Here is a 14524-nt window from a genome sequence, read left to right as displayed (position 1 = left end):
CAGAGGAGTTTCACCATGCACTCATAGCATCCTGTCGATCCATCTCTCAGTATTGCTGAGGAGTCGAGTGATTGTCGGGCTGTCGTATCGGGCGATGTCGTCGTGCTGGGTCGCCTTGGTCATAACATCCATCAACCCGCCGGACTGGCGGTCGATCTCATCGCGCAGCCAGTCGGGCTCGACGTGAATGGCAGGCGCGAATCGAATCCAGTCGGTCACCGTGATCTGTTCGGCGCGGAACTGCTTATTCATGCTCATGGACAGGTCGTTGCCCGAGCCATCCGAGTAAGCCAGGTGCGAGTTCAGGTCGTATAGCGGTGCGAGCCGTACCGATTCACCACTGAGCAGGAGCGAATAGTTTCTCGCGTGCGCGTCGGTGCCACAGATCAGCCAATTGAAGACGAGTGCCTGTGCGAAACGGCGGTTGTCCTCCTCGGGGCGATGGCTGCGGGCGCGGATGAGGTCAGCAATCACCTCCGCGCCGGGTCCGCCCTGACTTTGGTACTTGTGAATTGGCCAGATCGCCATCGCTTGACACATATCCTCCTGATGGACGCGCTGCCACTGGTCGTCGCGCCGGATTCGGTCGTAACGGGCAACCACGATGGCGCGCTCATCATCGAACTCCTCGATAGTGCAAGACGCGGTACGCAGGCCGAGGTCGGCCGCAGTTCGCAGCGTGACCGCCTCGACCAGATCCTGGTCGAGCATGTTGGGAATCGGAGGTTTGATGATGTGCGTCGACGGGATGGCACCGACCGGGTCGCTCCAACCGTCCACGGTGCGGTGGAGGGCAATCTTCGCTTGGGCTCCGGCGAGGGAGAACTTGCCGGACGTGTCGTCGGTGGCCGAGGTCGGGAGGTCTGCCCTCGCTCGGCGCAGCATTTCCGCGATCTGGGTTGATCCCAGTTCGGCGAGGTCACCTTGCCGTTCCTGGATGAAGTCGAGTCGGTCGGGCCGGACGAACTGGGCTGCGCCTGCGACATCCTCGCCGACGTGTCGGAGCAGCGAGAAAGAGCTGTTGTCGTCAGCGATGCCGAATCGACGACGCCACTGGCGCAAGGTTTCTGGGCGGTCCGGAAGCAGGCCTTCCAGCCAAGGCGCCAGGGCGCTCTCCCGATATCGGCCCATAGGACCCTGCATCGACACAGACAGTGGAGTGAACCGGCCCGGCAGATGATCCGCATAGCGGAGCCGCATTCTGCGTCGGCTGGTGCGCTGGATGTCACCGATCACGCGGCCGTTCATCACCACATAGAGGACATGACTGTTCGCGTCCGTCATTGCTGTGTGCCGTCGAGGAGAGAGTCCAGGTCGACGGGTTCCTCATCGACAGGGGGCGAGAGCGTCGGTACTCGACGGGAGAGCGTCACGGATACGCCGAGGGTGGTGATCACGCGCATGACCATGTCCAGCGGGGCGGAGCCCTTCTGCCCGGCTTCGAACGCGTTGAGCCATTGGCGGCCGACTCCGGCCATCGAGGCCAGGGCCTGCTGAGTCATGTCTTCGGCGATTCTTGCCTCGCGCAGGGCAGGGCCGAGGTCGTCCGCTCGAAAAACCTCGATTGTCGCCATATGAAGACAATATCATTTGTCGCCATGCGGCGACAAGGCGTTCGGTTCGGTCATCGCGGGCGGCGGGGACAATCGCTCCACGAGCAGATATCGTCGATTCGAGCGCGCGTGGCGATTCACTGCTCGGGCCCGCGTGGTTGACGACCTCAGAGCGGCGAACGGACTGCGGCAGCGGCCAATCCCAGGTGGACGATCTCGATGAAAGCCGTGAGATCCCTTATCAGCACGTTGATTTCACCCGTCGCGCCGGCGTCGGTGTGGAGCCAGTCGGCGACCGTCTCGAAAAGACCGCCGATTGTGGAGACCGCGAGGGCGTGCAGGTCTACGCCGATTCCCTCGGGGGGCACGAATCCGTATTCGCGCCACAGGGTTTCGAGGAACTGAGCCGCCCAGCGGCGGTTGACGCGACGCTGTTGTTCGACTTTCGCCGAAATGCCGCTCGCCTCACCGAAAGTCACCTTCGCCACGCGCGGGTCGTCGACCATCGAATGGGCGAAGGCGCCGATCACGGCGGCGACGACATCGTCGCGGTCGCCCGAGGATTCGGACAGCGCGGTGGCGACCATGTCCTGTGCGCGTTCGCTCTGCTGCTGTAGCAGCGCCAGGTAGCAGTCTTCTTTGCTCTCGAAGAGTTCGTAGAAGGCTTTGTTGCCGACGAAGGCGGTCTGGCAGATCTGCTCGATCGCGGTGCTGACGTAGCCCTCGGCGGCGATCAGGTCGAAGGCGGCGGCGAGGATCTGTTCACGCCTGCGCGCACGGCGCTGTTCGGCGTCCAGGCCCTGGATGCGCCGGGAGCGGACTTGGCTCTTGTCGGTCGACGTCACGCAGCTCAGCCTACAGATTGCCAAATATAAACAAGAACTCTTGTTCTCAACAAGCCACCGTGCTGTAATCAGCATCACCTATCGAAGGAGATGCCATGCAGCGCAGCACGGCCACCTGCCGGTCACCCCGGCTCCGACAGCTCGGCGCCCGAGCCCTGCCCCTGCTGGCGATGACCGCGCTGGTGGCAGCGGGTCCGGCGGGCGCCCAGGATTTCGAACTGCCCCCACTGCCGAACGAGGCACAGGTGTATCCGGCGGTCGTGCCGATTCCCACACCGCAGCACGACCCCTGGTATGCCGATCCGGCCGATCTCGCCGGCTACGCCAACGGCGACGTGATCCGCAGCCGGGTCGTGCAGACCCACGTGCTCGGCATCCCGGCCCCGGTGCACACCACGCAACTGCTGCTGCGCAGCTCCGACGTGCACGACAACCCGATCGCCACCGCCACCACCGTGCTGATGCCGGGCATCCCGTGGCTGGGACCCGGTGCGCGCCCGCTGATTTCGTATCAGGAGGCGATCGACAGCCTCGGCCCGCAGTGCAATCCGTCCTACACCCTGCGCGCGGGAATCCAGAAGGAGGTGGCCATCATGGCCCAGTTCCTTTCGGCGGGTGCCGCGGTGGTGATCACCGATTTCGACGGCAAAGAGAACACGATCATGTCGCCCGCCGAGGGTCGGATGGTGCTCGACGGCATCCGCGCGGCCAAGCGTGGCGGGCTCGGGCTCGAGACCGCGCCGGTGGGGTTGTGGGGCTATTCCGGTGGCGGCAACGCCTCCGCGTCGGCTGCCGAGCAGCGCCGCCACTACGCTCCCGAACTCGAGATCAAAGGCAGTGCGCAGGGCGGTATTCCGGGCGACAAGGTCGCGATCGCACCGTTCGCGATCTCGGGACAGCAGCCACAGGCCAACTTCACGGGCTGGCTGGCCGTGCTCGGGCTGGCCCGCGAATACCCCGAATTCGCTCGAGAACTGGACCACTACCTGACTCCGGAAGGCCGAAGGGTGGCCGATGACCTGCGGGAACGCTGTCTCTATACCGCCGTGGCAACCACCCTGCTCCGGCCGATGGCGCAGTACCTGACCGACCCCGAGGCCGCACTGGCCGCCGCGCGACCCGCCCTCGCCGCAGCGAGTTTCGGCCGACCGGAGAACACCCCCGATATCCCGCTGCTGATGTGGCATTCGACCACCGACCAACTACTGCCCGCCGAACTGGCGATCGACACGATCGCCGCCGACTACTGCGCCCGCGGGGTGAACATGCGGATGATCCGGGTGCCGTTCTCGGAGCACATCAGCGCCGAGATCGTCCCCGAATTGGGCACTGTCGCCTGGCTGCTCGCGGTGGCCGCGGGCGCCGACCCGGGGCCGCGAGTATGTTGAGCGCCGCCACCACCTCGCTACGGCAGATCCGCGCCCTGGCGCGGGCCGGGATCATCGATCCGCGACATCCGGCACAGATCCTGCGCACCGCCCGCACCATGCGCGTGTTCGGCCCGATCGCCGGCGGGATCCGATCCTCGGCGCGGCGCACACCCGACCGAGTCGCGCTGGTCTGTGGCGACGAGCGGATCAGTTACCGAGAGCTCGACCAGCGCACCGACGCGCTCGCCGCCACCTGGCACGCCAACGGCCTCGATGCGGGCGATACGGTCGGCGTGCTCTGCCCCGACGGGGTGCGCCTCGTCGAATCCATGGCCGCCACAGCGAAACTCGGTGCTCGTCTGGTGTTGCTCAATACCGGATTCGGTGCGGCGCAGCTACGTGACGTGCTGGAACGCGAGGGAGTCAGCGCACTCGTGCTCGACCCGGCCATGGCCGTGACTGCCGAGGACCTGCCCGAACGAATCAAGCTTCTGGACACCACAATTCGCCCCGCCGCCGCACCGATTCGCCCGCCCGCACAGCAGGGCGGTTTCGTCCTGCTTACCGGCGGCACCACGGGCACGCCCAAGGGCGCACCGCGGCGAGTGGAATCTCCTTTGGCCGCAGCGCAATTCGTTGACAGGGTGCCCCTGCGGCGAGGCCAGACTGTGCTGCTGTGCGCACCGCTGTTCCACGGCACCGCGCTGTCCCAGTTCATCCTCTCGCTGAATCTGGGCTCGACGGTCGTGCTGCACGGACGGTTCGACGCGGCCCACGCACTCGCCCAGGTCGCCGAGCATCGCGCCGACATGGTCGTGCTGGTGCCGACCATGCTGCGCCGCATCCTCGATCTGGACCCGGAGTTGTTGTCCGCCACTGACACCCGCTCGCTGCGAATCGTGTTCACCGCCGGGGCGGCGTTGCCGTCCTCATTGGGCACCAGGGCGATCACCGCGTTCGGCCCGGTGATCTACAACTTCTACGGGTGCACCGAAACCGGCACCGCCACCATCGCCACCCCGCAGGACTGGATCGCCGCTCCGGGCACCGTCGGGCGGGCACCGGTCGGGATCACCGTCGCGCTCTACGACGCCGACGGCACCCGGATCACCGAGCCCGGCGCGGTCGGCACCGTCTTCGTGGGCAACACGATCGCTTTCGACGGATACTCCGGCGGCGGGTCCAAGCAGCTCCGCGGCGGCCTGATGAGCACCGGCGACCTCGGCCACTTCGATTCCGGCGGAAGGCTTTTCATCGACGGACGCGACGACGACATGATCGTCTCCGGCGGCGAGAACGTCTTCCCCGGCGAGATCGAGGACCTGCTCTACCAGCACCCGTCGATCACCGAAGCGGCCGTAATCGGTGTCCCTGACGAGGAATTCGGGCAACGGCTCGCCGCGTTCATCGTGGCGGCAGGCGAAGTGGACGCCGAAACCGTTCGCGACTACGTGAAAACCCACCTCGCCCGGTTCAAAGCCCCACGCGACGTGCTGTTCGTCGACGAACTACCCCGCACCCCGACCGGCAAGATCGACCGCCGCGGCCTGGCCGCGCTTCGCTGAGCGAACTCGGCGGCGCCGACGAGGGTCGGCGCCGCCTGCTCTGCCGGGAAACCGCTGATTCAGCGCAGTCCACGGAAGAACGTCCGGACGTCGGCGACGAACAAGTCCGGCACCTCCATCGCCGCGAAATGGCCACCCCGCTCGAACTCCGACCAATGGACGATGTCGGTGCCCTCGTCCGCGTAGCGGCGGATCGCGATGTCCTCGGCGAACACCGCGACACCGGTCGGCGTGGTCAGCGGCGTGGTGGGCCACGACCGGGTGTGGGTGGCCTCGTAGTACAGCGCGGCCGACGAACCCGCGGTGCCGGTGAGCCAGTAGAGCATCACGTTGGTCAGCAACCGATCCCGATCCACGGCGTCTTCGGGCTTACCGGCGACCGGGAACGTCCACTCCTTGAACTTCTCCACGATCCACGCGAGCTGGCCGATCGGCGAATCGTGCAGGCCGTAGGCGACGGTCTGCGGGCGCGAGGACTGGATCTGGAAGTAGCCGTTGCCCTCGCTCTTGAACAGGGCGAGGCGATCGAGCCGAGCCAGCTCGGACGCGGTCATGGTTGCCTTGTCCTCGTCGGAGACGGGGCCGAACGGGATGAACCCGAAGGTCGCGGCGTTGACGTGCACGCCGATCACCTTGTCGCCACCCGCGCGTCCCACCTCCGGCGTGACGAACGCACCCCAGTCGCCACCCTGCGCACCGTAGCTGTCGTAGCCGAGCCTGCTCATCAGCTCGGCCCATGCCTTCCCGATGCGACCCGGCTCCCAGCCCTCCTCGGTGACCGGTCCGGAGAAGCCGAAGCCGGGCAGCGACGGGATCACCACGTGGAAGGCATCAGCCGGATCGCCACCGTGGGCCGCTGGGTCGGTGAGCGGGCCGATGACATCGAGGAACTCGACGACCGACCCCGGCCAGCCGTGCGTCAGGATCAGCGGCGTGGCATCGGGATTCGCCGAGCGCACGTGCAGGAAATGGATGTGCTGGCCGTCGATCTCGGTGGTGAACTGCGCGAACTTGTTCAGTTCGGCCTCGGCCGCGCGCCAGTCGTAGGAGGTGCGCCAGTATTCGGCCAGCTCGCGCAGATACGCGACCGGCACACCGCGACTCCACTCGGCGCCGGGCTGCTCGGCGGGCCAGCGCGCATCGGTCAGCCGGGCCCGCAGGTAGTCCAGGTCGGACTGCGGGATGTCGATGTGGAACGGGGTGATCTCGTTGCTCATGACTACGACACTATGACCACAAGCGGACACCTTCTGTCCTATAGACCTGGCAGAGTCGAATTCGTGAAAGAAACTTCGGCACGGCTACTTCGGTTGCTCGCGCTCCTGCAAACCCGGCGCGAGTGGTCCGGCGACGAGCTCGCCGCGCGCCTGGCTGTCAGCACACGGACGGTGCGCCGCGATGTCGACAAGCTGCGCGCGCTGGACTATCCGGTGCGCGCGGTGAAGGGCATCGACGGCGGCTACCATCTCGAGGCGGGCACCCAGCTGCCGCCGTTGCAGCTGAACGACGAGGAAGCCGTCGCGATGGCGATCGCCCTGCGCACGGCATCGATCAGCGGGGTGAGCGCCATCGGCGAGACCGCACTGAGCGCACTGGTCAAACTCGAGCAGGTGCTGCCCGCGCGGTTGCGGCACCGCGTGCACGCCATGCAGGTCTCGACCGTCCAGACCCCCGGCAGGACCCGCGCCGACATCGACCCGGCGGTGTTGTCCGCCATCGCGGCCGCGTGCCGCGACCGGCAACGCCTGCGATTCGACTATCGCAGCGGTGGCCGCGAATCCCGTCGCGAGACCGAGCCGCACGAACTCGTCACCTGGGGCCCACGCTGGTATCTCGTCGCCTGGGATATCGACCGCGACGACTGGCGTACCTTCCGGGTGGACCGCATGACGCCCAAGATCCCGGTGGGGCCACGCTTTTCGCCGCGCGAGATCCCCGGTGGCGACGCCGCGGCGCACGTGGCGAAAGGTGTCGCCCAGCTCTGGCCCTACCGCGCCACCGTGCGGCTACACGTTCCCGCCGACTCCGAACAAGCACGTTCCGCCGCGACCTACGGCACTGTCGAACCGATCGACGCTCATACCTGCCGCCTCGAGATCGGCGCCGACACCCCGCGCGGGCTGACCTTCCTCCTCGGTGCCCTCGACACCGACTTCGACATCGAGCACGGTCGGGAACTGGTCGACCACCTCCGCCAGATCGCCGCTCGCTACTCCCGCGCCGCGGGCGCGGCGCGGGAGTAGCTCAGCGACAAACCCTGGTCAGCCTGCGATATCCAGCACGGCCGCGTCGATCAGATCGACGACCGGCCCCGGCTGCGCGGCCAGCGAGGCATGGCTCGCGGCGAGTTCGATGGTCTTGCGCGGGTTCATCCGCGCGGCCATCCGCCGCTCGTTGTCGGGGTGGATCATCCGGTCCTCGGTGGACACCTGGTACCAGGTGGGCTTCACCTTCCAGGCAGGCGCGCTCACCGTGTCCCCGAACGTCGAGCCGAGTGGCGCCTTCTGGGTCACCGCCATCACCAGCGCTTCGTCGGGAGTCAGGTCCTGGCAGAAGCTTTCGTGGAACTTGTCCTGCGCGATCCACAGGTATCCGTCGGAGTCGGGCGCGATGTTCGCGAACGCGGCGGGCGGCAACTGCTCACTGATCGCACCGGGGCTCTCCCCCGCATCGGGCGCGAAGGCCGCGACGTAGACCAGGCCGACCACATTGGGCAGATCGCCGGCTTCGGTGATCACCGCACCACCGTAGGAGTGACCGACCAACAGGACCGGGCCCTCGATCTGGGCCACCATCTTCCTGGTGCGGTCGGCATCCTCGGCCAGCGAGGTGAGCGGGTTCTCGACCGCGTACTGCCCCGGATAACCGCGCCGGTTCAATTCCACGATCACCTTCGCCCAGTGCGCGGCGCCACCCCAGAATCCATGGACCAAAACGATTGTCGGCTTGGCAGCCATTGCGAGGCCTCTCTCTCGGTCGGGGTTTCTCGCCGGCCGGATCGGCCCGACCGCGGAGCCGGTTGACGCGGCGAGCACCCGTTCACGATAGACCCTGGGACCGCTGACCCTCACGCGTGCGCGGTCTTCCCACCGTCGATGACCAGCTGGGCGCCGGTCAGGTACGGATGTTCCGGTGAGGCGAGGGTCAGCGCGAATGCGGCGATCTCCTCGGGAGTCGCCAATCGCCCCATGCCTGCCACATTGCTCGACGCCCACTGTTTCATCGCGACCCGGTACGCGTCGTCGGGCAGCCCACCGATCGGGCTGAGCGCGCGGACGAGGTCGGTGTCGGTCGTGCCGGGGATCAAGGTGTTCACCCGGATGCCGTCGGCCGCGTAGTCCAGGGCAGCGGACTGCACCAGCCCGACCAGTGCCCGTTTGCTCGCGGTGTAGGCGCCCTTGCCCGCGTCGGTGGCGAGCGCGTTGCTCGACGAGGTGACCACGATCACCCCGCCGCCGCCCCGGATCATATGTGGCACTTGATATTTCATCGACAGGAAAGTACCGCGGAGGTTGGTGCCGAGTACCAGGTCGAATTCCTCGGCGGTGTATTCGTGCAGCTTGCGCTGGATGGTGATGCCCGCGTTGTCGAAGGCGACATCGAGGCCGCCGTATTTGTCGGCGGCACCGTCGACGAAGGCCCGGACCTGCTGCTCGTCGCGCACGTCGGCCTGGATGTAGGTGGCTTCTCCCCCCGCTGCCCTGATCTGCGCCTCCACCGCACGACCGCGATCGATCCGGCGTCCGCAGAAAGCCACCCGCGCGCCTTCGGCGGCGAACAACCGAGCGGCGGCCGCGCCGATACCGGAAGTGGCGCCGGTGATCTGCACGGACTTGCCCGCGAACCTTTCTGTCCGACCGGGCAAGGCAGGCGGGTTGGCCCCCGATCCGACTGCGATGCCGCTCCCGAGTCCGGCGGCCGCGCCGACGGCGAGCCCACCCGCCATCATGCCGAGCATCCCGCGCCTGTTGGTGGATTTCGCACTGCCGGAGACATTTTCGGCACTCTCGTCGTTTGTCATAGCCTCAGCGTGCCGACCGGCTGACCCGTCGGCCTCCATCCCCGGTCCGGCTTTCGCGGCCGCGAGCACGAGGGCGCCTCCTCCCTGGGGAGGAACCGCACCTCACAGATGCCGGGCATGATGGACACGTGGTGGAGTCCCTGCTGGATGCGCGCATGCTGCCGGTTCGGGTGGCGATTCTGCTCGGCCTGGCCGTCGGCTGTCTACTGCTGCTGACCGAGGATCCCAGTGCTGTCGACTGGGCGACCGGGATCGCCGCGGTCCTGGTCACCGCGTTCGGCGTGCGGGCGCCGTTCGCGACCGCACTGGCCACCTCGGGGTTGCTCGCGCTCGGCTTCGCCATCGGTGACAGCGGCCCGGTGGTCGCGAAGGTCGCCGCAGCGTTCGCGCTGACCGAGTTGACCGCCCGGCGTGGCAGCAGGTTCGCCGCGCCCGCGGCCGCGGTGCTGTTCGGGGTCTATTTGCTGCATCCGGCCGGGGGCACGGTGGTGATGCTGTACCGCGCCGCGGTGATGGCGACGGTTCCGGTGCTGTTCGGGTTGCTGCTGCGCACCGCGTGGACTGATGCCCGCCGCGCCGCACGCGCCGCCGCCGATCTCGCCGAACATCGCGAACAGCAGATCGCCGCGGCCACGGTCGCCGAACGCACCGCCATCGCCCGCGAATTGCACGATCTTGTCGCCCACCATGTTTCGTCGACAGTCCTACGGGTCGGGGCGGCACGGCACGCTTTCACCGACGCGCCGCCCGCGCTGCTACAGGTACTCGAAGACGTCGATATCACGAGCCGGGAAGCGCTCGCGGATCTGCGAAAGTTGGTGACCGTACTGCGAACTCCCGAACCGCCACACGAATCATTCGTCACCCCTGCGGTATTGACGCAAGCGCTGGATGAAGTCATCGAGCGTGCCCGGCGCACCGGACTCGATATCACCACTCACATCGACGACTCGATCACCGACGTCGATCCGGTCTCGGCTTTGACCCTGCTGCGACTCACCCAGGAGGCCTTGGCCAACGTGGCAGCTCATGCCGGACCACGCGCTGTGGCCCAACTGCGAGTCGCCGCGAATCGAGCCGTCGAGTTCGAGGTGCGCGACAGCGGGGGCGTCGTCACGGCCACGTCGAGCACCGGGCTCGGACTGGTGGGTCTGCGCGAACGGCTCGCGATCCTCGGCGGCACTTTGGAAGCCGGGCCGCACGGCACCGGCTGGCGGCTCGCCGCTCGCTGGCCGCTCAGGGCGGCGACATGACCGTGCGCGTGCTGATCGCCGACGATCAGCAGCTGGTGCGGGCCGGGGTCCGGATGCTGTGCGAAACCGCGGCCGACCTCGAGGTGGTCGGCGAAGCGACCGGCGGCGCCGACGCGGTTCGGCTCGCCGCGCGTACCCGCCCCGATGTCATCCTGATGGACCTGCGCATGCCCGGCACCGACGGGATCCAGGCCGCCCAGCAGATCCTCGCGGCCCGCCCGGCCACCCGAATCGTCGCGCTCACCACGTTCGACGACGACGAGAACCTCTACCGAGCTCTACAGGCGGGCATGTGCGGCTTCCTCGTCAAGGATTCCCACCCCACCCAACTGCTCGACGCCATCCACCGGGCCGCCGACGGCGACCCGGTGTTCTCCCCTGACGTCCTGCGCCGCGTGATCGGCACCGCGCTGACCAACCGTCCGCCCACCACCACCCCGCGCGGTCCCGAGCTGACCCCACGCGAACGGGAAGTCCTGGCACTGCTGGCCGATGGCCTGCCCAATGCCGAGATCGGCGCGCGATTGAACATGGGCGTCACCACTGTGAAAACCCATGTCACCAACCTGATGGCCAAAACCGGCGCCGACAATCGCGTGCGTCTGGCCGTCCACGGCCTGCGCACGCTCGGCTAGAACTCCCAGTCCTCGTCTTCGGTGTTGATCGCCTTGCCGATGACGTAACTCGAACCCGAACCCGAGAAGAAGTCGTGGTTCTCGTCGGCGTTGGGGGAGAGCGCCGACAGGATGGCCGGGTTCACCTCGCACTCGTCCTTCGGGAACAGGCCCTCGTAGCCGAGGTTCATCAGCGCCTTGTTGGCGTTGTAGCGCAGGAACTTCTTGACGTCCTCGGTGAGACCGACCTCGTCGTAGAGGTCCTGGGTGTAGTCGACCTCGTTGTCGTAGAGCTCGAAGAGCAGCTCGAAGGTGTAGTTCTTGAGCTCGTCGCGCTCGGCCTGGGAGACCAGCTCGAGGCCCTTCTGGTACTTGTAGCCGATGTAGTACCCGTGCACGGCCTCGTCGCGAATGATCAGGCGGATCATGTCGGCGGTGTTGGTGAGCTTGGCCCGCGAGGACCAGTGCATCGGCAGGTAGAAGCCGGAGTAGAACAGGAAGCTCTCCAGCAGCGTGGAGGCGACCTTGCGCTTGAGCGGGTCGTCGCCGTTGTAGTACGACAGGACGATCTCGGCCTTGCGCTGCAGGTTGCAGTTCTCCTCCGACCAGCGGAACGCCTCGTCGATCTCCTTGGTGGAGCACAGGGTGGAGAAGATCGAGCTGTAGCTCTTGGCGTGCACCGACTCCATGAACGCGATGTTGGTGTACACCGCTTGCTCGTGCGGGGTGAGCGCGTCCGGGATGAGGCTGACCGCGCCGACGGTGCCCTGGATGGTGTCGAGCAGCGTCAGGCCGGTGAAGACCCGCATGGTGAGCTGCTTCTCGTCCGGGGTGAGGGTGTTCCAGGACGGGATGTCGTTGGACACCGGGACCTTCTCGGGCAACCAGAAGTTGCCGGTCAGACGATCCCAGACCTCGGCATCCTTCTCATCGGGCACCCGATTCCAATTGATGGCCGACGCCCGATCGATGAGCTTCATTCCGCCTCCACACCTTTCCGCCAGACCTGATGACCCGCACTCGCCGCCGTGCGCGAGGACCTACACCCAGAACACTACTCGTAGTGGGTGACAACCTCCGGGAGCACTACAGCTTGTGTTGCGGCGCGTAGAACTCGGCCTGATCGGCCGAACACCCACACCACACACGCGGCCACCATTGTGCGGCACGATCGCGCGCACACCACCATCGCATCGCCAGTGATTCGCCACATGCGTGTGATCGGTGACCGCCGCCGGTGAGGGCGGCCACTACCCCGGCTCCCTCCCGCTGCGGATCGAGGACACCGAATCCGGCAGACTGGGCATCCGACAGGGCTCGCTCGCGGGCCGGAGGGAGGCGGGAGTCGTCCCGCGCGAGGGGGATTTGTCGATGCTCATGCGTCGTTGCGCGGTGGCCGCCGCTGTCATGATCGGGCTGACCGCCTGCCAGGAGAATCTGCCGAAGCAACGGGCGGCCACGCCGATCGAGGCGGCTTCGGCGATGCCCGCGTACTGGAAGACCGCACCGACCACCGATGATCAGCGCCTCGAACTGCTGCGGCGGCTTCGCGCGATCGACCCTTGCGCCCTGGTGCCCCGCGCCGATCTCGCGAAGTTCGGAAAGTTGATCGAGGTCGAGAACCGCGGACCGAGCCGGTGCGAGGCAACGTTCGACTCCACTGAGAGCGGCAAGGGAACCTCGGTCAGCTGGGCGACCGGGGTGGCGCCGACCGGATACGGCTGGGGCAACTCCGAACTGGAGGAAGTAGACGGGATCACCATCGGAGTTCTCGACGATCTCGATGGGGCACCGCCGAGGGAAGGGCAACTGGACCGAAGTTGCGTCGCGACCGCGGTTTTCGCCAATACGACCACCCTCCCGGTTCATGTGCGGACACCGCTCGGCACCGAACCGTGCCCGCCCGCTCAGGCTGCGCTGGCCAGGGCGATGGGCGGACTCGCCAGCGAAGCGCCACAGGGCACCTCGCCGGACGCGCCGCGGACCGCGCTGCACGGCAAAGACCCGTGCGAGGTCGCGGGCGTGCTCGGCGCATCGGTCACCGTCATCGATCAGCGAGTCTGGTCCTGCCAGTTCACTGTCGGAGGTGCGGCCGTCCATGTGGACTACGACTACGAGCCCCGAGACGTCATCGTCATGGACAAGACTCTTTTCGTCATCAACGGTCACACCGGCTACGGTGCCGGTCAGACCGGTGACTATGTCTCGTACGCAGCCATAGTCGGGCCCGCCCTGCCCGGACCGGGCTCCGAGCTGCTCGGCCCGAATGTCCCGGCCGTGCGAGCCTTCGGCGATGACCCCGCCGCCGTCGAATCCGCACTGCGCGCGACCGTCGAACTCTTCCCCGCCATCTGATCCGGACAAGGAGAACCCCTGTGCGCCAGCTGATCCTGCTCACCGCCGCCGCGCTGATGATGGTCGCCTGCGGAACCGAACCCGCGCCGGACTCCATGCCGCAGGGTGGATTCTGGTCCACCGCAGCGGTTTCCGATCAGGAGAAGCTCGCCGTGCTGCGCAAGGTCAGGGCGATCGATGTGTGCGCGCTGCTCCCCCGCGCATCGCTGCGCACCCTCGGCACCGTGCGTGACATCGAGAACGTGCATCCGAATCAGTGCAGGCTCAGTATCGCCGTCGATGGCCATCTCACCGGGATCGATGCGACCTGGAGTACCGGGGTGATGTTCGAAGGTGAGCCGAGCATGGACGGCCCGGTGGACGAGGAGTCGATGGGGGATGTGCGGGTGCTGTTCAACGACGAGCCCGCGGCGTCGGCCGATCCGCAGGTGCGTGGGGCGTGTCAGGCGTGGGCGCGGTTCGTGGCGGGGGCCGATCTGTCGTTGAGTGTGCGGGCGCCGCAGGATGCGTGCGTGTCGGCGAAGGCACTGTTGCGGATCGCGGTGACCGAGTGGCGTAAGGAACCGCCGCAGGGTCACTCGCCGGATTCGGATCGGGCGGTGGTCACCGGAGCGGATCCGTGTGCGGTCGCGCCGATGCTCGGTGTCCGGGTGCCGGTGGCCGATCAGGGCGTCATCACGTGCAAATTGAGCGTCGACGGGCGCGATGCGATCGTCACCTACGACTACAACGAGGAACGTTCGATCATCGACGACACCCCCGCCTTCACCGTCGGCACCCGTCAGGTGTACCGATTCGACACCGCCCAGTCCGACCTGGCGTCGCTGTCGGCCGTCGTGGGGCCCCGGCGCCGCCCCGGGGCGCCCCGCCCCGCGGGGGGGGCGCGCCGGGCCGCCCGCGCGGGGCCGGGCCCCCCCGCGATTGCGCGCTAAGTGAATTGGGGAACAC

At 67.2% G+C, this 14524-nt stretch carries 14 protein-coding genes; 7 read left to right on the top strand and 7 right to left on the bottom strand.

Going from position 1 to position 14524, the window contains the following annotated elements; all coding sequences use genetic code 11:
- Positions 1 to 21 precede the first annotated feature (21 nt).
- The 3 genes from ACFWPX_RS11855 to ACFWPX_RS11845 form a co-directional block, all read right to left on the bottom strand.
- Complete coding sequence (locus ACFWPX_RS11855) at positions 22 to 1284, bottom strand: type II toxin-antitoxin system HipA family toxin (RefSeq protein ID WP_378927422.1); 1263 nt, start codon at positions 1282 to 1284, stop codon at positions 22 to 24.
- Positions 1281 to 1574: a helix-turn-helix domain-containing protein gene (locus ACFWPX_RS11850; RefSeq protein ID WP_378912626.1), complete on the bottom strand. Its 294-nt coding sequence runs from the start codon at positions 1572 to 1574 to the stop codon at positions 1281 to 1283. The genes ACFWPX_RS11855 and ACFWPX_RS11850 overlap by 4 nt, the downstream gene beginning before the upstream one ends.
- Before the next feature lie 146 nt (positions 1575 to 1720).
- Positions 1721 to 2398 carry a TetR/AcrR family transcriptional regulator gene (locus ACFWPX_RS11845; protein ID WP_378927421.1) on the bottom strand — a complete coding sequence of 226 codons (678 nt, stop codon included), beginning with the start codon at positions 2396 to 2398 and terminating at the stop codon, positions 1721 to 1723.
- Positions 2399 to 2493: 95 nt separating this feature from the next.
- On the opposite strand from ACFWPX_RS11845, the gene ACFWPX_RS11840 reads away from it, so the two are divergent.
- On the top strand, positions 2494 to 3786 hold the full coding sequence (locus tag ACFWPX_RS11840) for a lipase family protein (protein ID WP_378927420.1): 1293 nt from the start codon (positions 2494 to 2496) through the stop codon (positions 3784 to 3786).
- Positions 3780 to 5333, top strand: coding sequence for an AMP-binding protein (locus ACFWPX_RS11835; protein ID WP_378927419.1), 1554 nt, complete (start codon positions 3780 to 3782; stop codon positions 5331 to 5333). The genes ACFWPX_RS11840 and ACFWPX_RS11835 overlap by 7 nt, the downstream gene beginning before the upstream one ends.
- Positions 5334 to 5392: 59 nt before the next feature.
- Here the strand turns inward: ACFWPX_RS11835 and ACFWPX_RS11830 are convergent, their stop codons facing one another.
- A complete protein-coding gene (locus ACFWPX_RS11830) occupies positions 5393 to 6550 on the bottom strand; it encodes an epoxide hydrolase family protein (RefSeq protein ID WP_378927418.1) in 1158 nt (385 codons plus the stop codon).
- Positions 6551 to 6613: 63 nt separating this feature from the next.
- On the opposite strand from ACFWPX_RS11830, the gene ACFWPX_RS11825 reads away from it, so the two are divergent.
- A complete protein-coding gene (locus ACFWPX_RS11825) occupies positions 6614 to 7576 on the top strand; it encodes a helix-turn-helix transcriptional regulator (protein WP_378927417.1) in 963 nt (320 codons plus the stop codon).
- Between the two features lie 18 nt (positions 7577 to 7594).
- On the opposite strand, the gene ACFWPX_RS11820 is transcribed toward ACFWPX_RS11825, so the two are convergent.
- A complete protein-coding gene (locus ACFWPX_RS11820; protein WP_378927416.1) occupies positions 7595 to 8290 on the bottom strand; it encodes an alpha/beta hydrolase in 696 nt (231 codons plus the stop codon).
- Positions 8291 to 8400: 110 nt separating this feature from the next.
- Positions 8401 to 9354, bottom strand: coding sequence for an SDR family NAD(P)-dependent oxidoreductase (locus ACFWPX_RS11815; RefSeq protein ID WP_378927415.1), 954 nt, complete (start codon positions 9352 to 9354; stop codon positions 8401 to 8403).
- 128 nt (positions 9355 to 9482) lie between these two features.
- Between ACFWPX_RS11815 and ACFWPX_RS11810 the strand changes: the two genes are divergently transcribed.
- Positions 9483 to 10607 carry a sensor histidine kinase gene (locus ACFWPX_RS11810; RefSeq protein WP_378927414.1) on the top strand — a complete coding sequence of 375 codons (1125 nt, stop codon included), beginning with the start codon at positions 9483 to 9485 and terminating at the stop codon, positions 10605 to 10607.
- Complete coding sequence (locus ACFWPX_RS11805) at positions 10604 to 11242, top strand: response regulator (RefSeq protein ID WP_378927413.1); 639 nt, start codon at positions 10604 to 10606, stop codon at positions 11240 to 11242. The genes ACFWPX_RS11810 and ACFWPX_RS11805 overlap by 4 nt, the downstream gene beginning before the upstream one ends.
- On the opposite strand, the gene nrdF is transcribed toward ACFWPX_RS11805, so the two are convergent.
- A complete protein-coding gene (gene nrdF, locus ACFWPX_RS11800) occupies positions 11239 to 12201 on the bottom strand; it encodes a class 1b ribonucleoside-diphosphate reductase subunit beta (RefSeq protein ID WP_378927412.1) in 963 nt (320 codons plus the stop codon). The two genes, ACFWPX_RS11805 and nrdF, sit on opposite strands and share 4 nt — an antisense overlap.
- Before the next feature lie 244 nt (positions 12202 to 12445).
- On the opposite strand from nrdF, the gene ACFWPX_RS11795 reads away from it, so the two are divergent.
- Complete coding sequence (locus ACFWPX_RS11795) at positions 12446 to 13576, top strand: hypothetical protein (RefSeq protein ID WP_378927410.1); 1131 nt, start codon at positions 12446 to 12448, stop codon at positions 13574 to 13576.
- A 20-nt stretch (positions 13577 to 13596) separates the two neighbouring features.
- On the top strand, positions 13597 to 14508 hold the full coding sequence (locus ACFWPX_RS11790; protein ID WP_378927408.1) for a hypothetical protein: 912 nt from the start codon (positions 13597 to 13599) through the stop codon (positions 14506 to 14508).
- Positions 14509 to 14524 lie beyond the last annotated feature (16 nt).

This window comes from Nocardia sp. NPDC058518 (assembly GCF_042719655.1).
GTDB lineage: Bacteria > Actinomycetota > Actinomycetes > Mycobacteriales > Mycobacteriaceae > Nocardia.
Note: the sequence above shows the minus strand (reverse complement) of the source record. Positions and strands in the feature narration are given on the sequence as shown.

Bases quoted from the DNA above. Each gene is read 5' to 3' on its own strand.
- ACFWPX_RS11835 (WP_378927419.1), top strand. From the start codon at position 3,780: ATGTTGAGCGCCGCCACCACCTCGCTACGGCAGATCCGCGCCCTGGCG.
- ACFWPX_RS11805 (WP_378927413.1), top strand. From the start codon at position 10,604: ATGACCGTGCGCGTGCTGATCGCCGACGATCAGCAGCTGGTGCGGGCC.
- ACFWPX_RS11855 (WP_378927422.1), bottom strand. From the start codon at position 1,284: ATGACGGACGCGAACAGTCATGTCCTCTATGTGGTGATGAACGGCCGC.
- ACFWPX_RS11850 (WP_378912626.1), bottom strand. From the start codon at position 1,574: ATGGCGACAATCGAGGTTTTTCGAGCGGACGACCTCGGCCCTGCCCTG.
- ACFWPX_RS11830 (WP_378927418.1), bottom strand. From the start codon at position 6,550: ATGAGCAACGAGATCACCCCGTTCCACATCGACATCCCGCAGTCCGAC.
- ACFWPX_RS11815 (WP_378927415.1), bottom strand. From the start codon at position 9,354: ATGACAAACGACGAGAGTGCCGAAAATGTCTCCGGCAGTGCGAAATCC.
- ACFWPX_RS11820 (WP_378927416.1), bottom strand. From the start codon at position 8,290: ATGGCTGCCAAGCCGACAATCGTTTTGGTCCATGGATTCTGGGGTGGC.
- ACFWPX_RS11840 (WP_378927420.1), top strand. From the start codon at position 2,494: ATGCAGCGCAGCACGGCCACCTGCCGGTCACCCCGGCTCCGACAGCTC.
- nrdF (WP_378927412.1), bottom strand. From the start codon at position 12,201: ATGAAGCTCATCGATCGGGCGTCGGCCATCAATTGGAATCGGGTGCCC.